Origin of the sequence: Nostoc sp. 'Peltigera membranacea cyanobiont' 213 (assembly GCF_002245975.1) — a bacterium.
Classification (GTDB): domain Bacteria; phylum Cyanobacteriota; class Cyanobacteriia; order Cyanobacteriales; family Nostocaceae; genus Nostoc.
This window is the reverse complement of record NZ_NOLI01000059.1, coordinates 1-24,064: the sequence shown is the minus strand read 5'-3', so window position 1 is coordinate 24,064 and position 24,064 is coordinate 1. Positions and strand designations below refer to the sequence as shown.

General features: G+C 42.8%; 15 protein-coding genes. 6 read left to right on the top strand and 9 right to left on the bottom strand.

Annotated features, from left to right (window positions below):
• Positions 1-78 precede the first annotated feature (78 nt).
• The 3 genes from CDG77_RS17450 to CDG77_RS17440 form a co-directional block, all read right to left on the bottom strand.
• Complete coding sequence (locus CDG77_RS17450; RefSeq protein WP_094330609.1) at positions 79-1,449, bottom strand: DUF3370 domain-containing protein; 1,371 nt, start codon at positions 1,447-1,449, stop codon at positions 79-81.
• Positions 1,450-1,847: 398 nt separating this feature from the next.
• Positions 1,848-2,282: a hypothetical protein gene (locus tag CDG77_RS17445; protein ID WP_094330608.1), complete on the bottom strand. Its 435-nt coding sequence runs from the start codon at positions 2,280-2,282 to the stop codon at positions 1,848-1,850.
• A gap of 218 nt (positions 2,283-2,500) precedes the next feature.
• On the bottom strand, positions 2,501-5,485 hold the full coding sequence (locus tag CDG77_RS17440; protein WP_094330607.1) for a valine--tRNA ligase: 2,985 nt from the start codon (positions 5,483-5,485) through the stop codon (positions 2,501-2,503).
• 187 nt (positions 5,486-5,672) lie between these two features.
• Here CDG77_RS17440 and CDG77_RS35550 point away from each other — a divergent pair, with 187 nt between their 5' ends.
• From CDG77_RS35550 to CDG77_RS17425, 4 genes are read left to right on the top strand one after another with little or no spacing between them, the layout of a single operon-like run.
• Positions 5,673-6,059: a hypothetical protein gene (locus CDG77_RS35550; RefSeq protein ID WP_143857045.1), complete on the top strand. Its 387-nt coding sequence runs from the start codon at positions 5,673-5,675 to the stop codon at positions 6,057-6,059.
• Between the two features lie 7 nt (positions 6,060-6,066).
• The gene (locus CDG77_RS17435; protein ID WP_094330624.1) at positions 6,067-7,329 is read left to right on the top strand and encodes a glutathionylspermidine synthase family protein; all 1,263 of its coding nucleotides are present in this window, start codon (positions 6,067-6,069) and stop codon (positions 7,327-7,329) included.
• A gap of 30 nt (positions 7,330-7,359) precedes the next feature.
• Positions 7,360-8,631 carry an MFS transporter gene (locus CDG77_RS17430; RefSeq protein WP_094330606.1) on the top strand — a complete coding sequence of 424 codons (1,272 nt, stop codon included), beginning with the start codon at positions 7,360-7,362 and terminating at the stop codon, positions 8,629-8,631.
• Positions 8,632-8,645: 14 nt separating this feature from the next.
• Positions 8,646-9,602 (top strand): N-acetylglucosamine kinase, encoded by a 957-nt coding sequence (locus CDG77_RS17425; protein WP_094330605.1) that lies wholly within the window; start codon positions 8,646-8,648, stop codon positions 9,600-9,602.
• 19 nt (positions 9,603-9,621) lie between these two features.
• Here the strand turns inward: CDG77_RS17425 and CDG77_RS17420 are convergent, their stop codons facing one another.
• Together CDG77_RS17420 and CDG77_RS17415 are read right to left on the bottom strand one after the other, a co-directional pair.
• Positions 9,622-10,362 (bottom strand): dienelactone hydrolase family protein, encoded by a 741-nt coding sequence (locus CDG77_RS17420; RefSeq protein ID WP_094330604.1) that lies wholly within the window; start codon positions 10,360-10,362, stop codon positions 9,622-9,624.
• 116 nt (positions 10,363-10,478) lie between these two features.
• Entirely contained in the window at positions 10,479-13,769 is a 3,291-nt protein-coding gene (locus tag CDG77_RS17415; RefSeq protein WP_094330603.1) for an ATP-binding protein, read from the bottom strand.
• A gap of 738 nt (positions 13,770-14,507) precedes the next feature.
• On the opposite strand from CDG77_RS17415, the gene CDG77_RS17410 reads away from it, so the two are divergent.
• Together CDG77_RS17410 and CDG77_RS17405 are read left to right on the top strand one after the other, a co-directional pair.
• The gene (locus CDG77_RS17410) at positions 14,508-15,608 is read left to right on the top strand and encodes an ATP-binding response regulator (protein ID WP_094330602.1); all 1,101 of its coding nucleotides are present in this window, start codon (positions 14,508-14,510) and stop codon (positions 15,606-15,608) included.
• Between the two features lie 125 nt (positions 15,609-15,733).
• Complete coding sequence (locus CDG77_RS17405) at positions 15,734-16,426, top strand: response regulator transcription factor (RefSeq protein ID WP_094330623.1); 693 nt, start codon at positions 15,734-15,736, stop codon at positions 16,424-16,426.
• A gap of 70 nt (positions 16,427-16,496) precedes the next feature.
• Here the strand turns inward: CDG77_RS17405 and CDG77_RS17400 are convergent, their stop codons facing one another.
• The 4 genes from CDG77_RS17400 to CDG77_RS17385 form a co-directional block, all read right to left on the bottom strand.
• A complete protein-coding gene (locus CDG77_RS17400) occupies positions 16,497-17,093 on the bottom strand; it encodes a DUF3455 domain-containing protein (protein ID WP_094330601.1) in 597 nt (198 codons plus the stop codon).
• 25 nt (positions 17,094-17,118) lie between these two features.
• The gene (locus CDG77_RS17395; RefSeq protein WP_094330600.1) at positions 17,119-20,046 is read right to left on the bottom strand and encodes an NHLP bacteriocin export ABC transporter permease/ATPase subunit; all 2,928 of its coding nucleotides are present in this window, start codon (positions 20,044-20,046) and stop codon (positions 17,119-17,121) included.
• Between the two features lie 268 nt (positions 20,047-20,314).
• Positions 20,315-22,570 carry an NHLP family bacteriocin export ABC transporter peptidase/permease/ATPase subunit gene (locus tag CDG77_RS17390; protein WP_094330599.1) on the bottom strand — a complete coding sequence of 752 codons (2,256 nt, stop codon included), beginning with the start codon at positions 22,568-22,570 and terminating at the stop codon, positions 20,315-20,317.
• Between the two features lie 2 nt (positions 22,571-22,572).
• Positions 22,573-24,064, bottom strand: a 1,492-nt coding sequence (locus tag CDG77_RS17385) for an NHLP bacteriocin system secretion protein (RefSeq protein ID WP_317615922.1), incomplete at its 5' end; no start/stop codon positions are given.

Genomic DNA, 24,064 nt, shown 5'->3' with positions numbered 1-24,064 from the left:
TAGCATAAACCTATGTATAGACGCGAAACTTCGCGTCTATACACGTTTTTAGGTAAGTCTTGCCTTCTTTCCTCTGCCTTATTTTTGGTCTACAGTTTGAATTGTCAACATTTGAGGGGGTGTAGCATCTGGTGGGTAGAGAAAATCCACTTCTACCGATCGCAGCTGGCCTGGAGACATTTTTAATTGAGCAAGCGGTTGTCCCATCTGTCCCCGTTGTTGAACTAAATGCCAATATTGGGTTCTGGGTAAGCCATTATCGTCATTGTAGCGAATACGAACTGTGCCTCGAAAAAAGACGGATGGTTGGGGTGGTGAAAAAAAGCGAAGCCCAGCTTTACTTAACTCGTCTTCTTTGATAGGTGTTTGGAAAAGCACATTTACAGTTTGTAGTTTGCCCGTATTATTGATTAAAGGTAAAGAGATGTTGTATTCAATGCCGTAGTTGCCGTGAGCTTCGTAAGCAGTACCAGGATAACGCACCGCGAGTTTGGCAGTTTGGTTTTGTCCAGTACCCATTTTACCTGCCAAAAGGGTACTTAAACCGTAGGAAAAAGTTTGTCCTGAAGCGGGAATTGTCAGGTATGAACTATTGGAGTTGGTAACTCGTGCTTGCCAACGAGAGCCAACAGCTACCGCTGCTACCCGACCGTAAATTTCTGCTGTCGCTGTCAGGTTATTTGGAGGACTAGGGGCAGGTTCACGCGGCCCTGCAAAATCACCATTTTCTAACAAGCTTTCCCATTCTTTTAGAGTGGGCGCTCGTTCAGTAGCATCTGGATTGGGTTTGGCAAACATCGCTAGGTTCGCCATATAAACTGGACTATCACTGTACAAACGCAACAAAGTAGAACGTCCATTCAATGGCGGTGTTAAAGGACGCACTGGAATTGGATGATTCATTAACATCCGGCTTTGTTTTGGTGGAATTAGCAACTGGGCTGGCCATCCTAACTGCCGTTTTCCTCGTAGCACATCATTCATAACGCGATCGCCTGGCCCAGCATAAATGTTTCCCGAATTATTTAACTGCATGGGGGGAAGTTTGAGAAAAGGTGCGTCAGGTTGACTAAGATAACTGGCTGCTTGTAAGATATTTATAGTTGCAGGGCGATCGCTGGGATTGTAAACAATCACCCCCAAATAAAGAGTCCGCAAATCATTTGGAGTCTCAATGGCTCTAGCAATATGATGAGAAAATAAATCAAAGCGTCCCTTCCATAAAAAGTTCAGGTGGGCGCTAGGCACTCTTTTACCCTGGGGAGGAAATGTAGACAGCAGAATACCTTCACTCTGAACTACTTCTGGGTTATTACTGTTAAATACTGGTATTGTATCAAGATGTCCGGGTAAAGGTCTTGTTTGTTGGGGAATGAAGATTTCCTGGGGTTCAGTTGCTGGAGAAGGCGTTGCTTGAGCCAAAAGCAAATAGGAAATAAAATTAAGCATTTATATCAAAAATAAATTTATCGGTGAAGTTAAGAATACAGCATACTTATACCAATTCTGTATGAGGTTGCGCTTTATTCACCGACGCTATAAAAATTTTTATGTTGACATTGACTTAAAGCCAATACCCGTGAATGAAATTCTTAAACTGTCTTTGGGGAAAGGATTTCTAAATTTTTATTCAATGTCACTCGGAGGATAATTTGTCCGAGTCTGGGAGCATAAGGTAGAAGTTTAGTATCTTTTAAATGATTAAAAAACCGCAGATCCTCTGAGGGCGCAGAGGGAGAGGAAAAAGGAATAATTCCGATACAAACGGATTCGATCTGAAACCCTGATTTTGGGGAAAGTCGGCCAAGGTGTCACCAGGCGCTATGCGACTCTCAAAAGCATTGCTTTTAACTTTCTTCTTGGGGATAACCGTTTTTCTCGCGTTTGAGGCTTTCTTCTAAGGCTTGAATTTGTTCGCGACGGGCTTCTAATTCTAAGGAACGCCGCGCTAAGTCTTGGTTTTGCAACGTCAAGGATTGTCGCCAATCTTCTGCTCGTTCGGCTTCGTGCTGCAAAAATTCTGGGGTAATGCCAATGGTGAGATAGTTTTGTACCAGATGGAGTACCCAGTTGGTAGCGTCTTCTATTTTTTCAATGTCGCCTGTAGGGGAAAGTTCTACTAAAACAAGTAAATTCTCAGTGACGATCTTTCCCTTTCCTAGCAGAATGAAAGCCTCTTCTGGAATTATCGCCCACAAGTTATCAGCTTCTTGACGCGCCAACAAGCGTAACTGGTGCTGGTCTAAAAAATCGTTTTTACGCACCTGGGCTAGATATAGCATGAAAGTCGCTTCGCTCCAATTCAAAATCACCGAAGTTGAGATCGCCGGAAGTCGGCGCTCCGACTTCTCTCAAAATTCAAAAAAAATTTAATAAAATAATTAAGTACCAGAATTGATATTTTGATTTTGGTTTACTGGTAATAGCTAATGGGTAATTATTGGAAATTATTGACACTCCCATTACCCATTACAGTTATCCTAAGCTATGCAGGCGATACCTACGACAATGCCTTTAGGCGATCGCGCAAAATTTCCACTTGTTTCTGTGCTTCTGTTAAAGTATCCCGCGCCCCTTGTACCACATCGGCTCTAGCTCTGTCTACGAAACTAGGATTGTTTAATCTGGTACTGAGGGACTGAACTTCTGCTTCAGCTTTACTCAAGCTTTTCTCTAGCTTGGCACGCACAGCTTCAATATCTACCACACCGCTCAGAGGAATTAGCACTTGTATTGTACCAATTACACCTGCGATCGCATTTTCTGATTCTTGTGGTTGTTCTAATTCTCTCTGCGGGAAAAACTGGCTCCACAACTTAAGTCTCGATTGAGCAGTTAGTAAATTTTGGCTGACAAACCAAGCTGTGTAACCAAAACCAACCATTTCAAAGAAAGTTCCGATGATAGGAATATCATTAATGGCATTTCCCGCAGCCAAACCTAATCTACCAAAGATAATGGCCGCGATAATTAAGCCAATTGTCTTCAAACCCCTCTGAGGTTTTTTAACAGCAACAGTTTGGCTTGTTTCTTTGTCAGTAATGGTTAAAGTCTCAACTTTCGCCAAATCTTTAATATAAGACTGTCCAGCCGTGAGAATTTCCCGCTCCTTCTGGCTTTCAGTTTGCAAATTCGCTGTTACTTTCACCCCTGGCTTAATATCCGCTTCAGCCCGTAAATTCCGAATTGTGCGGATAGTAGCAATTAGCAAATCAAATTGTTCTTCTAAGTCCGAATCAATTAAATTTGCATCCACCTGTGGATAGATTTGCAATGACAAAGTTTGCGGGGAATCTGCTGATTGTTGGGTGAGAGTTTGCCAAATTTCTTCGGTAATATGAGGCATGAAAGGATGAAGCAGTTTCATAATCCCCTCCAGAACGTAGCCAAGGGTTTGCTGTGCTACCCGCCGCGATGTGGGATCGGCATCTGCTTGCAATCTGGATTTTACCAATTCAATATATTGATCGCAGAAATCACCCCAAATAAACTCATAGAGTCCTTTGGCTGCTTCCCCTAAACCGTAATTATCGATGTAATTGGTGGTTTGTTTGACAACTTGATGATACCGCGAGAGAATCCAGCGATCGCTCAATTCGGTAGCGATTGGGTTCCCCAATTGTTGCGGTGTTTGTCCATCCAAATTCATCATTACAAATCGGGCAGCATTCCACAACTTGTTGGTAAAGTTGCGGGATGCTTCTACAGATGCTGATTCATCCTTTTTGCGATCGTATTCTAGGCGAATATTTTGTCCAGCGCCAGCCACTTCCCTAATTAGGGTATAGCGCAGGGCATCAGTACCATATTTGTCAATTAATAACAACGGATCGATACCATTGCCTTTGGTCTTTGACATCTTCTGACCTTTTTCATCCAGCACCAAGCCGTGGATGTAAACTGTTTGGAAAGGCATTTGCCCAGTAAGATGCCCAGCCATCATAGTCATTCTGGCTACCCAGAAAAAGATGATGTCAAAGCCTGTCACCAAAGTCGTAGTTGGGTAATAAGTTGCTAAATCTTGAGTTTGTTCCGGCCAGCCCAAAGTTGAAAACGGCCAGAGTCCAGAAGAAAACCAAGTATCTAGCACATCTGGGTCTTGTTCAAGCTGGACATTTTCTCCAAATTGTGATTTGGCTTTTTCCCAAGCTTCAGTTTCCGATTTCGCCACCACAAACGGCGTATTATCGGTAATTTGTCCACCCGTTTCACTGATAGCGTACCAAGCCGGAATTTGGTGTCCCCACCATAATTGACGAGAGATACACCAATCAGTGAGTTTTACTAGCCAATCACGATAGACCTTAGTCCAGCGTTGGGGGACAAACTCTGGGGAAGTTTGCTGGTCGAGGAATTCGAGAGTGTTATCAGCTAAAGGGCGAATTTTGACAAACCACTGAGTTGAGAGGAGGGGTTCAATAGGTACTTTACCGCGATCGCTGTAGGGAACGGTATGCTTATAATCTTCTATCTTCACCAAAAAGCCATCTGTTTCTAGGCGAGAAACCACATTCTTTCTAGCAACAAAGCGGTCTTGTCCTTGAAACTCCCCAGCATTGGCGTTGAGAGTGCCGTCTTTGTTCATAATATTGATTAACGGCAGATTGTGACGCTTACCCATGTCAAAATCGTTCGGGTCATGGGCGGGAGTCACTTTCACGCAACCTGTGCCGAAAGTCGGGTCAACAAATTCATCGCCAATAATGGGAATTTCTCGTTGTAGAATCGGCAGAGTTAAAGTTTTACCAATGAGATGTTTGTAGCGATCGTCATTGGGATTAACAGCTACAGCTGTATCACCCAGCATAGTTTCTGGTCGAGTTGTCGCCACCTCTACAAAACCGGAACCATCGGTGAGAGGATAGCGGAAATGCCAGAGATTGCCATTAACTTCTTGATTTTCCACTTCCACATCAGACACAGCCGACCCAGAAGCGGGACACCAGTTAACTAAATATTCACCACGATAAATTAAGCCTTCCTCGTAGAGGCGAGTAAACGCCTCGACAACAGCTTTAGATAAACCTTCATCCAGGGTAAACCTTTCCCGCGACCAGTCCACCGAGACACCTAAGCGTCGTAGCTGATTCAAAATCGTTCCCTCAGACTCCGCCTTCCATTGCCAAGCGCGTTCTAAGAATTTTTCGCGCCCCAACTCGTAGCGAGTCTTGCCCTCTTTTTTGAGTTGATTTTCCAGCATAGTATGCACAGCAATGCTGGCGTGGTCAGTTCCGGGTAGCCACAGGGTATTGCGCCCCTGCATCCGGTGGTAGCGCACGAGGGTATCAATCAACGCACTTTCAAAAGCGTGACCTATATGTAAGTTACCGGTGACATTCGGTGGTGGAATGACGATGCAGTAGGGTTCGCCGCCTTTATTGGGGTCAGCTTTGTAAACTTGGTTGTCTTCCCAGAATTTTTGCCACTTGGCTTCAGTGGAAAAAGGGTCGTAAAGACTGGGGAGATTGGGAATAGTTGCGGTCATGCTGGGAAAACTAAGGAAGGACTCTAATAAATTTTGCCACAGGGTTGGAGGCTGGTTTGTTTAGCAATTCTCGAAATTGTGGGTGTACCCCTTAAAAAATCTGGAAATGCGAAATCTATTCTTGACCCTTGTAGCTATCTTGGTAAATTTCGTAGCTGACATCTGTAATATTCGCTTAGAAAGACTCATGAAATTGAAACCAGGTTTATTTCAACTCATCGTGTTCGTTATGACTGTATCGTTACTTGCTTCTTGTGCGACAACCCCAGAAGCAAAACAGTCAGATTGCATCTCCAAAACGTCGCCGAACCCTAAACAACAACCCAATAACTGTCCACCCTCATCTAATAGTAGCGGCACAAGCGGTTACTCCGGTGGCAGTAACAATAGTCGCGGCACAAGTGGTTACTCTAGTGGCAGTAGCATTAGAAGCGGCACAAGTGGTTACTCTAGTGGCAGTAGCATTAGAAGAACCAGTTTTGGTGATTCATCAGAGGTCGGTACTTCCAGCGGTTCTTCCAAGGGTCGTAGTGGTTTTGGTAGTTTTGGTCGCGGTGGTCATGCGGGTGGATAAAAGAGTTATGAATATTTTCAACAGTCCTCAACGAAAGCGTCTATTTCAGTCCATGAAAATGGGTTGGTACAACTTTGCTCCTATTGAAGAAGGAACAGGTATACCGCTAACTGACCAAGAAACACCTTACGCTCTTTATTATTGCCATCAAGTTTTACCGCAGACGATACAAGAAATCCGGCAAGCATCGGAATTAGTCGGTAGTGTTTTAACCCAAGCGTGGGAAATTATCCGCACTTTTGATGAGGATACACTACTTTACTATGGATTTCCTGAAGATACCATCAAGTTAGTTAAATATGACTTCCTCGCACCATTTTGTATGCGTCTTGACTGGTGCTGGAATCCAGAAACAGGGATAAAAAAAGTAGTAGAAACTAATCCTCAAACTCCTAGTTTTTGGTTTGAGTGTACGGACGGCAATAACAAAGTTGCCAGACATTTTGGATTGCAACAACCAGATTTAGATGCTCAAAAAATCTTAAAAATAACACTCAATCAGCATATAAATAAAGCCGCATTAAATTTGGGTAAACCAATTACAGACTGTCGTGTGGCATTTACAGCTTTGAATAATGCCGAAGATTTAGGGACTATGCGATGGTTGAGCAAGTATTTGGAGTCCAAAAGTGCCATTTTACCCTTAGAATATCTTGGCATCAAAGATGGTGAATATCTATTTGACCAGAGAACAAAAAAACCAATAGATATCCTCTTTATGTGGTATCCAGTGGAATGGTTAATCCATGATACTGATGAAAAAGGTGAGAGATTATGGCCGGCTCTAGAACAACTAATTTTTGAGAATAAAATTGTGATTGTGAACTTTGGTTCTGCCTTTGCACTGCAACCAAAGAGTGTATTTGCCCTAATTACAGATTTGGGATATGACTTTTTTTCTGAGAAAGATGCTGGGACAGTCTGGGAATATTTTCCTAAAACATCACTGAGTGCAACAGGAATAGGTAATTCATACTTTGCTAAACCTATTTTAGGAAGAGAAGGTGAAGGAGGATTTGCAGTTAATTCAGGAAATATCTCTGCGCGTAGTAGTAATAACGATCCTTGGTATACACAACAAAATTATGTGTATCAAGAGTTATTAGAGTTTCCTAAACTAGAAATTGATGGTAAGTCAATGACTCAGGTTTGGGGAGCATGGCTATATAACAATGGTAATGACAAATTTATATCTGGAGGTGTAGGAATGCGTCTTTCTGAAGGGGAAATTACAGATAACTTATCCTATTGGTGTCCTATTGGATGCTAATTTTAATAGCATCGATAATTAGAGGCAAACATGAAACCTCAAACCACCACCCCTTCGCCCTGGACATACATACCCACCCTATATTTCACCTCCGGCATACCTTACGTCATCATCAACACAGTTTCCGTAATCTTTTACAAAAAACTCGGAATCGATAACGCCCAAATTGCCCTTTGGACAAGTTTTCTCTATCTACCTTGGGTCATCAAAATGTTTTGGGGCCCAATTGTCGATATTTACTCTACCAAACGCAAATGGATACTTTATACCCAATTTGCCATGTTCTGCTGCTTAGGCTTAATAGCCTTCTCTCTACAACTGCCAAATTTCTTTTTCATCTCCCTTGCAGCATTAACAATAGGAGCATTTATTTCTGCAACTTATGACATTGCCACAGATGGCTTCTACCTCCTCGCTTTATCTCCAGAACAACAAGCGTTTTTTGTCGGCATTCGTTCACTTTCTTATAGACTTGCCGTAATCTTTGGCTCTGGGATATTAGTAGTCTTAGCAGGTCAGCTTGAAGTATCTCTCAACAATATTCCTTTAAGCTGGACTATTGCTATTGGCTTCTCAGCTTTAATTTTAGCAATCCTGTTTATTTCTCATCGCCTAATTTTACCTTTACCTGAATCAGATAACCGACAACAAATACAAGCTAGAGAAAATATACCCTTTTGGTCAATCATTAGCTCATATTTTGCTCAGGATAAAATTATCAGTATTTTAGCCTTTATCTTGCTCTACAGATTTGGCGAAGCAATGCTTGTCAAAATAGCCTCTTTATTTTTATTAGACAAACCAGAAGTAGGAGGCTTAGGGCTATCAACATCAGATGTCGGGTTAGTCTACGGGACATTTGGGGTAATCTCCCTGATTTGTGGAGGAATTTTAGGAGGTTTGCTAATCTCTAAATATGGATTAAAAAAATGTCTTTTTCCTATGGCTTTAGCATTAAACTTGCCTGATATATTTTATGTATATATGGCTTACACTAAACCTTCGTTAACATTAATATATCCCTTGGTTTCCTTGGAGCAATTTGGCTATGGTTTTGGATTTACAGCTTTTAGTGTTTATTTAATGTATATTTGCCAAGGCGAATATAAAACTTCTCATTTTGCTATTTCCACTGGCATTATGGCTTTAGGAATGATGTTACCCGGATTAGTTAGCGGTTATCTGCAAAAAGCACTTGGCTATCCATTATTTTTTGTCTTGGTCTGCTTGTTTACTATTCCTGGAATGATTGCTATCTTTTTTATACCTTTAAAAGAAGAACCGAAGCGTCAAAATAATTAATATTATTACCAATCATGAGTTACGTTTTGGGAATAGATGGCGGCGGTAGCAAAACTGTTTGTGTCTTGATGGATGATTTATATCAAGTGCTAGGTCGTGGTGAAGCTGGGCCATCTAATTATCAGAGTATAGGAAGAGAAGCAACTTTCCAATCTATTCAATCTGCAATTCAAAATGCTTTTGAGGCAGCAATAATTAAAAATACTGTGAAGATTGACGCAATATGTTTGGGTTTAGCGGGTGTAGGTCGTGCAGCAGATATTGAATTAGTAAAAGATTTAGTTAAAGAATTACAGAATAGCAAATTGCCTATTGTCTGGGCATTGCAATCAGCGAATATTGTAATTTGTAACGATGCTTTAATTGCTTTAGTTGGTGGAATTGGTCAGCCTGTAGGAATTGTGGTTGCAGCCGGCACTGGTTCGATAGTGTTCGGGCGAAATAATCAAGGACATACTAAGCGAGTCGGCGGCTGGGGTTATATTTTAGGAGATGAAGGTAGCGCCTATAAAATTGCGATCGCAGGCATGAACGCAGCATTAAAATCTGATGATGGACGGGAAATATCAACGAGTTTGGTAGGGGGTTTAAAACACCATCTTGATTTGGAAAGCATAGAAGATTTAGTAGAAGTAATATATCGGCGAGGATGGGGAGTTAAAAAGATTGCGGCTTTAGCACCAATTGTAGATTTGGCAGCAGCATCAGGTGATATAGTAGCGAATATCATAATTGACGATGCTGTAAAAGAGTTGGTGAAAGCTACATCTACAGTAATTGATGCAATTTTTAATTCTGACTCAGTTTTAGAAGTAGTCACAACAGGAAGTGTGTGGCGCGGTAGATGCAAGATCCATGAGAGGTTTGCAGCCTCTCTTATTAAGAAGTTTCCTAAAGTAAAGGTTATTTTTCCGAGGCATGAACCTGCTTACGGTGCTGGTTTGTTGGCGTTGCAGACAACTCAAAATTGACAAAGTAATAATAACGTTTTCAGTCTGCAAATATACGCCCTAAGAAAGTTATTATTTCAGACCAAGCTGCGGTGGTAGCACTAGAATCATAACGATAGCCGTCGTCGCGCATGAAAGTATGTTCTGCTTCATACAAGAAAACTTGATGAGGTATGTTAGCATTCTCCATTACTTTTATTATGGTTTTGCGATCGCTCTCTGGTATATGAGGATCGAGAGTACCAAATACCATTAGCATCTCGCCTTGAATTTCATTTACCCTCTGGATTGTATCGGCTACCTCTTTACCCAGTTTGCCACTAGGAATCCCAGTCGGGTAACAGCAGACACAAGCCCGAATTTCGCTTTGAAATGCGGCGCGGAATGCTAAATGTCCACCAATACAAAAGCCGAGAGTGCCTATTTGATTTGGAGAAACCGCACTCTCTGTTTTCAGAAATTCAATCACAGCAAGGCAATCGGCATCATATTCAGCTACAGAGGTTCGACGCGCATCGTCATTTCCCCGCATCCTTCCAAGATCGTCTGGCTCAATTACTGAACCAACTGGCTCAATTCGGTGAAAAATTTCTGGGGCTGCTACTACATAGCCGTATCCTGCTAAGTAGTTAGCTAGACGAGTTATGGCATCACCTAACTGATAAATATCACTGTAGAAGACAATACCAGGGTATTTTCCTGCTGCTTTGGGAGCCGCAACGTAAACACGCATTAAGCTGCCATCTACTCTTAACTCAACGTTGCGCTTAGTGATTTGCACTTTCTTGTCTCCGTGTTCCGCTTGCTGTCATTAAAAAATACTCGAAGTTTTTCCAGCATCAGGATATCCTCAATTCCCAATTTGGTCATCGGTCATTGCATATCTACCTTTTTGGGTCATTTACTTTTTTTGGGAGTCCTTAATGCAATAATTTCTTCAAAGCAGAAGCAGTCTACGAGATTGGTTAGTGCCTTGATAAGGCGATCGTGCTGCTCAGGAATTTGCTTAATCAGCATCAGAACTTCCTTAGCATTTATTCTAAGCGCTGCCTGATGCAGTTGCTCGATCCAGTCGCTGGGCATGACGCTTAAATCTGCAACTGTTAATAAATCAGGTGTGAAGGATGAAGTCTTAGAAGGCCAAGATGCTTTTTCCTGATTTTCTAGTTCATCAGCATAAACATAACGAACACCCAAATATTCAGCCATCTTTTCAAAAATTACAGTAGTCCGAAATGGCTTTCGCACAAAGTCATCAAAGCCTACAGACATTGCTGTTATGCGGTCTTCTTCAAACGCACTTCCGGTCAAGGCGATAATCACCGGGGCTTGTGCGATCGCTGCTTTAATATATTTAGTTGCCTCAAATCCATTCATGATTGGCATCCGCAGATCCATCCAAATGAGGTTAGGCGACCAGCTTTGCCAAAGCTCGATCGCAGCTTGACCATTTACCGCCTCGCGCACTTCAAAGCCAATGGGGGTTAACAACTCAACCAAAAGCTGCCGATTTTCTAGTTTATCCTCAACAATCAGAATGCGATAGCTGGGTTGCCCCTTTTCTAAACCGATAACTTGCCGATTCTGTGCAGGCGTTGGCAAGGTATCCATAATTACTGCCCGAGTTCGGATATCAAAGGTAAAAATTGAACCTTTTCCTAGTGTGCTATTCACTCTTATATCTCCGCCCATGAGCCGCACAAATCGCTGGCTGATGGGTAATCCCAGTCCAGTCCCTTCCTGAGCTTTTTGTCCCGCCTCTGTTTGCACAAATGGCTCAAATAGACGATTAAAGTCGAAGTCAGCAATGCCGCAACCTGTATCTTCGACGCTGAAGTTTAGGGTGATGGGTTCATCTGGTGTGATGTTTTGGTTCAGAGTTTCTACCCGCAAAGTTACTTGACCAATCTTGGTAAACTTAATTGCGTTTCCTAATAGATTAACCAAAACTTGGCGTAATTTACTTTCGTCAGCAGAGATGTATTGGGGAATCGCTGGCGATCGCTCCAAAATCAATTCTAACCCTCTCGATCTGGCTTTCAACGCAAACATCTGCTGGAGTCGATCCAGAAGCCCGTAGAGGTCAAAATTTGTTTCGTTGAGGATAACTCGACCTGCTTCAATTTTGGACATTTCCAAGACATCATTGATTAAGGTCAGTAAGTCTTCGCCACTGCGGTTGATTGTGTCAAGATATTCTTGTTGCTGTGAGTTGAGCGATCGATTTCGCAGCAGCAGTTGAGTAAAGCCAAGGATGATGTTAAGAGGAGTCCGCAGTTCGTGGCTCATGTTGGAGAGAAACTGACTTTTGGCGAGGTTGGCAGCATCTGCGGTTTCTTTGGCTTTTTTGAGCGCAGCTTCGGTTTTTTTCTGTTTGGTGATATCACGAGCAACCCAAAGTACTGTATTGTCAGACAATGGCGAAACACTAGCTAAAAACCAAGTTTCTCGGTTCTTGTTGGATAAGTGGTATTCAACAAAAACATTTTTGCGGCTGCCATCAGGGTTTCTGGGTTCTTCTTTTAGATGCAACGCTTGCTGAATGGCATCGAGTATTAAATTGGCGATGTCTTTTGGTAAAACTTCATCAACTTTTTTGCCAATGCGATCTATATCAGGTTTATAAGCGAAGGATTGTGTTAGCACATACTTCGTTTGCACATATTTTTGGTAACGACCCTCTGCATCAAAAACCACTACCATATCAGTCATGGCAGCGAACATTAACCGGAGTTCTGCTTCGGATGTTTTTAGTGCTGCTTCTACTTTTTGGCGACCCTTTTGGGCAGCTTCGCTAACGCGAATTTCCCTTTGAAGTTGGGTATTTTTCTCTCCAAGTTCTGTGGTGCGTTGCGTGACTCGGCTTTCTAATTCCTCGTTGGTTTGTGCTAAGGCTAAAAAGGATTCACGTAACTGATGTGCCATAAGGTTAAAAGACTCAGCCAAAGAGTTTAGCTCGGTTGTACTGTTCACAGAAACCTTTTGGTCTAAGTTTCCAGAGGCGATCGCTTTGGCTGTACTTCCTAGTTGCAGAATTGGCTGTGTAATCCAGTGAGCGGTAAGAATGCCTAATCCAGTTGCGAGTGCAAAGGCAACTAGACAAAGCACAATTGTTGAACGAGTATTGGCATTGATTTGATCCATGAAATCCGTTTCTGGAACAACCACAACGATTAGCCAGTCCAAGCCCTGCTGATTCTTCATCGGCACAATCTGTAAAAATTGCCGTTTACCCTCAATGTCAAAATCTAGTTGTTGTTTTTCAGTAATCTGGGTTAAGTCTCCAAAGTGTTGTTGCAAATATTTAGCAGTCCGTCGCGTCAAAATATCGTTACTTGCGATCGCCTGAACTCGCACCGGATTCTGATCTATCATTGGGACTGTCGGATTTGCAATTACGTAGGGTTGTTGAGCGGCAGAACTGCCAACCAGCAATCCTGTACGGCGTTCTACAATAAAAGTTTCGCCCGTTCGCCCGATTTTGAGACTCCGCAGATATTGACTAATCCCAGTCAGTGAAAAATCAACAGCAGTAACACCTAGCAGATTGTCGCCGCGATCGTAAATGGGTAAGCTGGCATTTAGTACATATTTTGGCGTGGCAAACAGTCTATAAATTCCACCCCAATTAGCCTTCTTAGACTTAACTGCCGATTCATACCAGGGACGAGTTCGCGGATCGTAATTAGGCTTCGATCTTAAAAGTTTAGTGTAATGTCCCGGTCGATCTGCGGCATAAATCCGAATTTCATTCCCAGTAAACTTGCCTGAAAGTTTCACCTGAAACTGTCCATCATCCGCCCTTTGAACTGCAACATGTTCGCCATATTCTGACGCAAGGTAAACTGCTGTCACCGTGTCAAAGGTCTTCAATTGATACCAAAGGTGTTGCTCTAATGTTGATAAATTTTGGATATTAACTTCACCTAGTTGAACGGCATTAGCATTGAGTTCATTTATTTTATGAGGCGTTTCAACATATATTTGCAGATACTGCTGAATTCGAGCCGTGATTTCATTTCGGAGTTGGATTGCAACTTCATTAACTGCCCGTTGCCCATTGTGTATTGATAGCCACCCAGTAAGCCCCACGGCTAAGGAAATTTGCAGTACAAACGGCACTACAAGAATGTGGCGCAACTGCACATTTTTAGTCAGCTTTGAAACTTGAAGGGTGAGAGGATGCATATCCAAACTCCTGAAATTAAATAGCAATGTTGGGGTACGAATATTTACACAGAAGCTTCTTAATTTTTGTGAATTTTATTTGGATAATTATAGAAGATTAACTGTCTCAGATGATATTACCCTCTTGGGTAATATTGACAAAAAATACACAACTTAATTATGTGAGAGTTGGAATTTATCACTCTCTTAACAACTTCAGAATCTCCTAAGTCTTTTTGCTTTAGCAGACACTAGGCGTAGCTGGGTTCTACTGAGCTAATTTTGGACAATCAAGCTAAAAAACAGATAAAAAGAAGGTTGTAACTTGATTTATAATTGTGAAAGAATTATTTAAAGCAATTAAAATAAAAAAGTTTTACGTACTCAATTTATTTTTGATTACTGCCAACAAAAATAACTTAAGTAGGTAGACGGATATCAAGCCAACTATAGGACTAGTATTTGATTTCTGAAAAGATACGTAGGGTGTGTTAGCGACAGCGTAACGCACCATCATCAAGGGTTTGGTGCGTTACGAACTGCGTTCTAACACACCCTACAATACCTAGTTTTGTTCAAAAATCAAATATGATTCCTATATATAAATAAATGTAAATCTAGCAGCGCTTTTGAAATAACAAATATCATCAATAGATTTGTTACACAGATGAAATTTAGCATCACTTATAATCCACAATTTCTGTACAATACATTATCACCAGCTTGATAATCAACAACTCTCTTAGCCCTTTGAGAAGTATGGAATTAAGCCAATCAGCCAAGGGAGATATTCTGATCGTTGATGACACCCTAGATAATCTTCGCCTTCTATCAGCAATGCTTACCGAGCAAGGATACGAGGTTAGGAGTGTTACCAATGGTTCTATGGCATTGATTGGCATACAAGCTCAACCTCCAGATTTGATTTTGCTTGATATTACTATGCCCGGAATGAACGGCTATGAAGTATGTCGGCACCTCAAGTCTAATCTTCAAACACAAAAAATTCCCGTCATATTTATTAGTGCTTTGAATGAGGCATTTGATAAAGTGAAAGCCTTTGCGGTTGGAGGCGTTGATTTTATTAACAAACCTTTTCAGATTGAAGAGGTAGTTGCGCGGATGGAGCATCAACTCAAACTTTGCCGCTTACAACTGCAACTCCAGGAGCAAAATTGTCGCTTACAGGAGACAGAAGCAGAATTGAGGCGATCGCTCGAACAGCAGAAAGCGCTGAATCAACGCATTGAGGAAATGGTGGCGCTAGAAGAACGAAATCGGATTGCCCGTGATATCCACGACTCGCTAGGACATTCTCTGGTAGCGCTAAATGTGCAAATGGAAACAGCAATAACTCTTTGGGAAACCGATCCTAATCGGGCGCGATCGTTTTTATTAGAAGCGAAAAAATTGGGTTCTGAAGCTCTGCAAGATGTGCGGGAATCAGTTTCGGCAATTCGCTCAGATCCACTCCACGGACAATTGCTCGAAGGTGCGATCGCTAAACTTGCAGAAGAATTCTATCACCTCACCGATGTCTTACCATACTGCAAAATTGATTTATCACAACCGCTATCCGACTCAGTAAATCATGTTGTGTATCGCATTATCCAGGAAGGGCTAACCAATATTTATAAACACGCTAATGCTACAGCTGTGCAAATCAAAATTCAAACAACGGCGGCGGGGCTATCGTTGATACTCCAAGATAACGGCAAAGGCTTTGAATGCGATCGCGCCGTAGCAGGTTACGGACTCCAAGGAATGCGAGAACGAATGGCTAAAGTAAACGCACAGTTAGAAATTGTCAGTAAACCGGGCGCTGGTTGTCGAATTGTTGCTAACTTTCCTAGAGACTAAGCATTGAAGGATGAATGAAAGACGTTACATCTTGTAACGTTTCTGCAAGGGTTTCAGGTAATGCATCATTAATTTTTGGAGATATCTATGCGATCGTTCATCAAAACCAGCAAGAGATAGTTACCATGAAAAATGATAAATCCTCTCCTATTCGCCTGTTAATCGTTGACGATCAGAGCCTTATTCGTCAGGGACTGAAAGCAATGCTAGAACAGGAACCTGATTTGGAAGTAGTCGGTGATGCTGAGAATGGTAAAGTTGCTTTAGAGCTTGTTGCAGAACTTCAGCCCGATGTGGTGCTAATGGATATTCGGATGCCGGAAATGGATGGACGAACTGCAACAAAATTGATTACGCAAAACTTTCCTAATATTAAAGTTCTCGTCTTGAGTACATTTGATGATGATTCTTATTTAACAGGGGCAATGCGTGCAGGTGCAAAAGGATATTTGCTCAAAGATATGCCTTCAAGTGAGCTAGCAGATGCAATTCGTTTTGGTCATTCTGGCTATACTCAATTTGGCCCGGGGTTATTTGATAAATTATTAGTTACGGAAGCAGGTTCAGGTAGCCAAAATTCTGCCTCATCAAAGCCATCAGAAATTACCGCACGAGAACAAGAGGTTTTATCTTTGATTGGTGTTGGCGCAACGAACCGCGAAATTGCCCAACAACTTTATATTACCGAAGGAACGGTAAAAACTCATGTGACAAGTATTTTAAGCCGCCTCAATCTCAAAAACCGATCGCAACTTGCAATCTATGCAAATTCTGTTCTCAATCAAGAAAAGAAACTAGCCGGGAAGCTACCACAATAACCCGGAGAGCGATGAACAATTATTATCAAAACATCTCAACAAGGGGCTTATGCCCCTTGTTTATTAATATTTATTGCTTAATATTATAAAATAGATAATCAGCCGTATAATTCACGGGAATTTCTTGGTTTTGAGATGATTTGTCACACCCTTTAACAGGAGCTTTTCCACCAACTGTATTAATTCGTTGAATCCAATTGACTTGGCGGAAAATACCATTTCCTTGATGAGATTGTGCCTCTAATAATAGCCAGGGAATGGCATCTTCTTGTGGTGCATCTGCCTTAGATTTCAACTTGCCCACAACTTTGCTACCATCTTTGGCTTCCCAGGTTGGGCCTGCATAATGTTTGCCCAAATCTTGCCCTTGCTCATTCAGCAACACGGCATCAGGAGCTTTAAGCGTCCACTCATACTGCTCAGGAGATTCTGATTTCAGCTTGCAGATATAAATTTGGGAACCCTTGGCAGATGCTTTTAAAAGAAGTTGCTCACCATTTGGGACTTTTATACTATCAGGAATGGCAACCACATCCTCTGTGCGTTGGGCAGGTTCCATAGTTCCAGCGATCGCAGTTTTGCTAGAAACACCCCACCCATTCAACATCAGCAGTGAAAAAACGAGGCTGCAATTTATCTGAACAATTTTATAAAAAGTAGGTGGCATAATAGTTTCTCCTTTATTTTTCCTTTTAAAGCTTTTGTCGCGCCATCAGTTGGGCAAACAATCCTAGTTGATTGGTGAGTTGATTGAAACTGCCTTCTTGAACTACGCGACCATTTTCGAATACATAGATGCGATCGGCATTGCGAATGGTACTCAGACGGTGAGCGATCGCAATGCGTGTTACCTTCAAACGCTCTAAACTTTGACTGACGATCGCTTGGGTGCGATTATCTAAGGCACTAGTAGCTTCATCAAATAACAAGATTTTAGGTTTTAATACTAGCGATCGCGCAATCAATAATCGCTGCCGTTGTCCTCCAGAGATATTAGTTCCTCCTTCACTAATTACCGTGTGCATTCCCATTGGCATCGATTCAATATCCTCGGCAAAACCAGCCATCCGCGCAGCTTCCCACGCTTCATCCATCGTAATCATCGCGCCACTGGCGATATTCTCAAAGATGGAGGCAGATGTCAATCGGCTATTTTGCATCACAACTCCTAGTTGCCGACGCACTGCATGAATATCCAGCCCTGCTAAATCTTGTCCGTCGTAGTAAATTGTGCCAGATTCCGGGACATCAAACCCCAGTAATAACCTGAACAGCGTTGACTTTCCACTTCCTGAAGCTCCGACAAAAGCGATAAACTCGCCAGGTTGAGCATGGATGCTAACATCATCCAATGTTAATGGCCCGTCATCTCGATACCGGAAAATCACACGATCTACAACCAATCGCCCAGAAAGCCGACCTGGATCGGTTTTTTCAGAGTCAACTTCGGGTTTAGATTCCAAAATTGGCTGCGCTCGTTCCCACAAAGGAACCACTTGCAAAACATCTATAATTGTGCTGCTGAGACTAGTAGCTCCACTGATAAATGTGCCAAATGCGGCATTAAATGCTAAAAATACACCTGTGGATAAACCACCTTCTTGGGAATTAGCTTGCTGAAGTAAACTGCTGGCAAACCAGAAGAGGATTGCTGTAGTCAATACAGGTAAGATTTTATTAACTACAGCCAAAGCATCTTCAATACCTTGGGTACTCAGCATCCATTTAATTTGTTGACTGTACTGTTTTCCCCAAAAAGCAAAAGCGCGGGCTTCTGCTCCTGCAACTCGTAATTTACTAACGCCGTTGATTAACTGCACCATCACCCCTGAGAGTTGTCCTTGTAACTCCAGTAAAGGACGAACCTTTCGCAGGGTGGAAATTCCCGAAACTAGAGTAATAGTAATGTTGACAAAAGCAACAAGAGTGGCAATCAACGCTAGCGAACCGTTGTAGTAAAAAAGCAGTCCTAAATTCAGAAACGCGAACAAGCTGGTAAAAATACTTCTGAGAACCGTACTACTGAGCTTTTGGCGGATTTGACTAATGGCGCTAACCCGTGAATTCAAGTCTCCAGTTGAGTACTGACGGAAGAATGATGCTTTCAAATTCAATAATCGATCCCAGACTGCTGCTTGGGTGGAAGCATCAGCAAAAGTTTCCACCCGCATGATTGCAAAGCCTTGGGCAAGTTGAAACAAGGTGCTACCAAATGAAGTTGCGAGCAGCGCTAAGGCAATTTGCACTAATAAACCGCGATTAGCATCAGGAATGGCACTGTCAATCAAGATGGCAGTAGCTTGGGGGACGATCATTCCTAATAAACTTGTCGCCATACCCGCAGCTAGGACAATCAACAATTCCTTGTAATGTCCTTGGAGGGCAAACTTCAGTAAATCTACTGTGGTGAGGACTTTATCAGGTAATGGGCGATAGAAGGTATAGCCAGTAAGTGCTAGCTTAATCGCACTTTTGGCATTAACTACAGTACGCGATCGCGCAATTGGATCAAAAATCTCATAACGTGTATCAGATACAGGCAACAGCGCCACAGGACGGTTATCTTCCATCGTGTAAGCCAGCATCGCGCCGCAATCCTTCTTCCACCATTGGCCCTGTAAAGTGATGGTTCGGGTTCGCAAACGAGAAGCACGAGCGATCGCTTGTAGGGGATCTTGAACTCGTTTCAGGTCTTCAGACTTTGCTGGTGGTAGAATCGTCACCCCCAAAGTCCGCCCAACAGCACCCGCAGCAATCAGCAAGGCTTGGTCAAAATCATTAGCTTCAATTTGAGCAGAAGCGCCAATTTGCGGAGATTGCAGCAACGAAGACAACTCGCCCAACGTCTCCTTCATCACGCGATCGTTAAGGTGTTGTCGTTCTTGAAATCGGTTTAATTCTACCGCTTTTTCGTCCTGTTCCAGCAGAAAAAGGCTTTGAAGAAAGTAGACTTGAATTTGGAAAATCCCCCTCAACAGAGTATTAGCATCCTCAATCTCAGATGTAGTTAGGATTTCTAGCTCAGTTGTATCTTCAGCTTGAAACCACATATCTGCGCTCAAGGGCAACAATCCTGATTGAGGCATGACTAACAATTTCTCAAACCCCATCCAAACCGCATAACCACGCTGAATTTGTACCCAGGATACAAGCTCTCGCTGTGGTTGGAAAATCTGACCGCTGCTGAGTGAAAAGTAGCGCACCCCTTCTTCTTGAAACGGCAGTGCAGGTGGAGTAATAGAAGACAGCGCCAATCCTAGTTGCTCAATCCACCCCTCGATTAAAGTTACGGCTTCGCCATTGCGATCGCCAATAAATTCCCGAAAATCTTTCCTTGAAACTTTCATAAGTTCCGTTTCTTCAATCGACACCGCCAGCAGTTGATACGGTATCGGCTGAGAATCACTAATGATGCCAAACATTGCTTGTCTACTTCGGGTAGTAAATAAATAGCGGCGACTTCCCTCAGCAATTCCCTCTTTCATCGGAATCGCAAACACCGCCAAGGAACCCGATTTTACGATCCAAATCGTCTTCGGGTCATTGAGAATAATTGGCTCATTGCCTTTGAACTGATAATACTCTCCCGGCAGAGTAGCGCTACGAATTTGATCTAACATATATATTCCTGCTCCATAAAATTAATCCAAAGGCTTGGCGGTTCAATAAATAAATTAATTTAAAGATTTTTGCGTAAGTTCTGATGGTATGAAATAACGAACCGCAAAGGACACAAAGAAAGAAGAATTCAAGAAAAATTTGGCACAGTCTCACAAAGAATTGGTATGAGTTATATCGCAATACATAAGCATTTCTTCCTTTGTGTCCTTTGCGTCCTTTGCGGTTCGTTCCTCATATAATTTGGTGCATCTTCATACATAATTAGTATCACTCCTCCTGAACCGCTTCCCCTTCACTGCGAATTAATTCCAAATACTTACCTTCAACCTGCTGTAATTCTTCATGGCTACCGCGTTGCACTACCTTGCCGCGATCGAAGACAATAATTTCGTCACAATCTCGAATTGTGCTTAACCGATGCGCCACAATTACACAAGTGCAGCCACGCTCCCGAAGTTTCCGATCGATCGTTTTTTCTGACTCAGAATCGAGCGCACTAGTCGCTTCATCCATCACCAAAATTGCCGGATTATTCACTAAAGTGCGGGCAATTTCTAATCGCTGTCGCTGCCCACCGCTTAAATTAGACGCTCCTTCTGCAAGGTCAGCGTTATAACCTCCAGGCATGGAAAGCACTACATCCTGAATGGCAGCATCTTTACAAGCGCGAACCAGGTTACTAAAAGGAACAGTCGAATCCCAAAGCGTAAGATTGTCGCGCACACTGCCGGCAAATAGCGAGATATCTTGCTCAACAAGAGCAATTGAATTAGTGAGAATCGATCGCGGAATGTGTTTTCTCGGTTTACCATCAAACAAAATCTCACCCGCCCACTGTTCGTATAATCCACACACCAGCTTGGCAACGGTTGACTTACCCGAACCACTGCCACCCACCAAAGCGACTCGCTGACCGGGTTTAAGTGAAAGACTGAGATTTTCAATCAAGGGAGGTGCAGAGCGATTATAACCAAAGGTGATGTTACGGAGTTCAATATAACCTTGGAGTCGAACGTTTGCGGCGGGTAGTTGAGTTGGCGATATACTAATTTCTAATTCTACGGCAGGGTCGATTTTATTGCGTAACACATCATCCAATCTACCTAAATTGCCTTCCATTTCCTGGAGTTCACCCGCTAAACTTACCAGATTATTTACAGGTTCTAGAAATCTTTGCATCAAGGCTTGAAAGGCAATGAGCATCCCAATACTGAGTACCCCATCCATTACCCGTAACCCTCCCACCGTTAGCAAAAGCATGGATGTAATCGAGGAGAGAAATGATGGCAACACACCCAGATTTTGATTAGTCGTATCCATTTCTTGCCGAGCATTAATGGCTTTAGCGTAATAACCTGCCCACCGCGAAAAGAATTCTGACTCTAGCCCGGATGCTTTGAGGGTTTCCATACTTTGCAGTCCAGAAATCGCTACGCCGTTCACTTTGCCTTGTTCTTGCATTAATCGCAGATTTGCATCGACGCGCTGCCGTGAAACCCATTGCCAGACGCTGACATTCACGATTACAAAAGCAATGCCGATCGCAGTCAGAACTACATCATATTGCAGCATCACTAAAGCATAAAAGACAACGGTGAAGGCTGAAATAACTGTCGTCGCTAATCTTCCTGAAAGCAGATTTGCCAAGCTATCGTTAAGACGGACACGGCTGCTAATTTCTCCGGCAAATCGCTGATCGTAAAAACTCACTGGTAGCCGCAGAATATGCCATAAGAATCGGCTAGACATGCCCACAGCTAGCTTAATTTTCATCCGTCGCAAAAATTGCAGCTGAAGTAATGTTAAAAAACCATTCAATATGGCTGTGAAAATCATCCCTAAAATTAACGGCCGCAACCAATCACTTCTGCCTTCAATTAAGACATTATCGACAAAGGCTTGGGAAAATGCAGGGATGGCTAATCCAGGAATCACTAACAGCAAACCGGCGATCACACAATAAACCAATGCTCCCAGAGAACTCTGCAATCGATCCCATAAGGATAATGTCAGGCTGGGTTTCCGTCCTCCTGGCTGGAATTCTGCACTCGGTTCGCCAATTAACACTACCCCAGTAAAAGACTGATCGAATTCTGGGAGCGAAACTGTGCGCGGCCCGGTGGCAGGATCGTTGAGATAAACTTTATCTTTGGCAAATCCTTCAACTATCAGGAAATGGTTGAAGTTCCAAAAGACAATATAAGGACATTGCAGTTTGCGTAACCCAGCCAAATCGACCTTAAAGCCTTTCGCCTGCAATCCATAGCTGCGGGCAGCATTGAGAATATTAGATGCTTTACTGCCATCCCGTGAAACACCGCAAGCTTGACGGAGTTCTGCCAGGGGGACAATGCGATCGTAGTATCCTAAAATAATCCCCAGTGCGGCTGCACCGCATTCCACAGCCTCCATTTGTAATAGGGTGGGAGTCCGACGGCGGCGATCGGGACGGCTGATGAGGCGTTGAATTTTTTTTAATCGAAGCCCAATTTGTGATATTTGCGATCTAATATTATGCCGCATAATCAATACATTCCACTCCACGATCGCAGAATCGGAAATACAAAGGAAATCGGGGATTGTTCATCTATCTTCACGCGCACTGAGGCGGTGGTTCCAGATGTGATTTGGCTATCTGGCCCTTTAGACGACGACCACCGAAAACGGCTTTTAGTCAAAGGATCTGGCTGAAGTTCCGTGAAAACTTGAATTTGTGCCCCTTCTGTGGTTAATCCTTGCAAAACTTCCAGACCGCCAACCACGCTTGATGCGCTGTCCTTACTAACCGGGAACGCAGAGATGCTTGTTACCTTCCCGATAATGCCACCAAACCGTTCTCGTTTAACCGTAGAAGGGGTGAGTTGCAATTCCATACCCTTTTGAATCTTTTTGCCTTCACTGACCGGGAAGAATGCCACCCCGACTAACTTATTCCCGGAGTCTCTAGCTTCGATTGCGCCAATCCGAGCGCCCTTTTCGAGGGTTTGTCCAGGAACCGCAGAAAGTTCTAAAACCCGTCCATTGAAATTGCTGATAACTTGGCTATTTGCTTTAATTTCTAATGTTAATTCTGCGATCGCTCGCTGCGTGTCTTGAATTTCTTTTTTTCGATTAGTAGAAATAGCTAAATCTTGTTCTGCTTGCCCAGCAAATTTACTGTCTAGTACTGCTAATTGAGCTTCCAGGTCTTTAGTTGTATTGACATTTGCCAAAAATTCTCGTTCTGCATCAGCTTCTTTAACATTAAGTTGTTTGAGTTGCGATTGGATTTCATTAATTTTAGTTTTGCTATTGAGAAATTCTTGTTGCGCCTGAAGGACGGTATCACTCGAAACTGCTCCTTCTTGGCGTAACTGCTGGCGAATTGCAAATCGTTCTTTGAACGTGGGGATTAAATCTCGCGTTGTCTGCAACTGTTCCTCTAAATTGTGACGCTCTTGCCGAATCGACTCTAAACCTTTATTTCTGAGAATTGGCGTTAGGGATTGGGTTGTTTTGAGAGTTTGCAGGAGCGCTTGACGTTGTTGCGCGATCGCACCTTTATCTAAAACAGTGCGCTGAAGTTGCAGAGAATTGGCATTTTGGTCTTGTTCATGAAGTTGAGCAAGCTTGACTCGTGCAAGTTTCAACTTATCTTGAAGTTCGGTTTGGTCGATTGTCGCTAGTACCTGTCCTTTTTTGACTTCATCGCCTGTACGAACAAAGAGCATCAAAATCTGCCCGGAACTAGGAGACTGAAATCCAACGACTTTGCTAGGAAAAACCACTACGCCTTGTCCAGCTACGGTAATGGGAATGCGACCAAAAACACTCCAAGTAAGTCCAACAGCAATTAGAGATCCCATCGCAACCAACGGAATCCACTTCTTTGGTTGAACCACCTGCATGAGTTGATCCAGCCGCTCCGGGGAGGATAAGCGATCGAGTGCTTCTTTACGAAATAGGTTGCTTTTATTGGTCGTCATTATACTGACTCCATTCAAGTTGTATATTAGGGACTGGGGACTGGGGGCTGGG

Excerpts from the sequence above, each read along its gene's own strand:
- CDG77_RS17450 (WP_094330609.1), bottom strand. The coding sequence starts at position 1,449 with ATGCTTAATTTTATTTCCTATTTGCTTTTGGCTCAAGCAACGCCTTCT.
- CDG77_RS17445 (WP_094330608.1), bottom strand. The coding sequence starts at position 2,282 with ATGCTATATCTAGCCCAGGTGCGTAAAAACGATTTTTTAGACCAGCAC.
- CDG77_RS17440 (WP_094330607.1), bottom strand. The coding sequence starts at position 5,485 with ATGACCGCAACTATTCCCAATCTCCCCAGTCTTTACGACCCTTTTTCC.
- CDG77_RS35550 (WP_143857045.1), top strand. The coding sequence starts at position 5,673 with ATGAAATTGAAACCAGGTTTATTTCAACTCATCGTGTTCGTTATGACT.
- CDG77_RS17435 (WP_094330624.1), top strand. The coding sequence starts at position 6,067 with ATGAATATTTTCAACAGTCCTCAACGAAAGCGTCTATTTCAGTCCATG.
- CDG77_RS17430 (WP_094330606.1), top strand. The coding sequence starts at position 7,360 with ATGAAACCTCAAACCACCACCCCTTCGCCCTGGACATACATACCCACC.
- CDG77_RS17425 (WP_094330605.1), top strand. The coding sequence starts at position 8,646 with ATGAGTTACGTTTTGGGAATAGATGGCGGCGGTAGCAAAACTGTTTGT.
- CDG77_RS17415 (WP_094330603.1), bottom strand. The coding sequence starts at position 13,769 with ATGCATCCTCTCACCCTTCAAGTTTCAAAGCTGACTAAAAATGTGCAG.
- CDG77_RS17410 (WP_094330602.1), top strand. The coding sequence starts at position 14,508 with ATGGAATTAAGCCAATCAGCCAAGGGAGATATTCTGATCGTTGATGAC.
- CDG77_RS17405 (WP_094330623.1), top strand. The coding sequence starts at position 15,734 with ATGAAAAATGATAAATCCTCTCCTATTCGCCTGTTAATCGTTGACGAT.
- CDG77_RS17400 (WP_094330601.1), bottom strand. The coding sequence starts at position 17,093 with ATGCCACCTACTTTTTATAAAATTGTTCAGATAAATTGCAGCCTCGTT.
- CDG77_RS17395 (WP_094330600.1), bottom strand. The coding sequence starts at position 20,046 with ATGTTAGATCAAATTCGTAGCGCTACTCTGCCGGGAGAGTATTATCAG.
- CDG77_RS17390 (WP_094330599.1), bottom strand. The coding sequence starts at position 22,570 with ATGCGGCATAATATTAGATCGCAAATATCACAAATTGGGCTTCGATTA.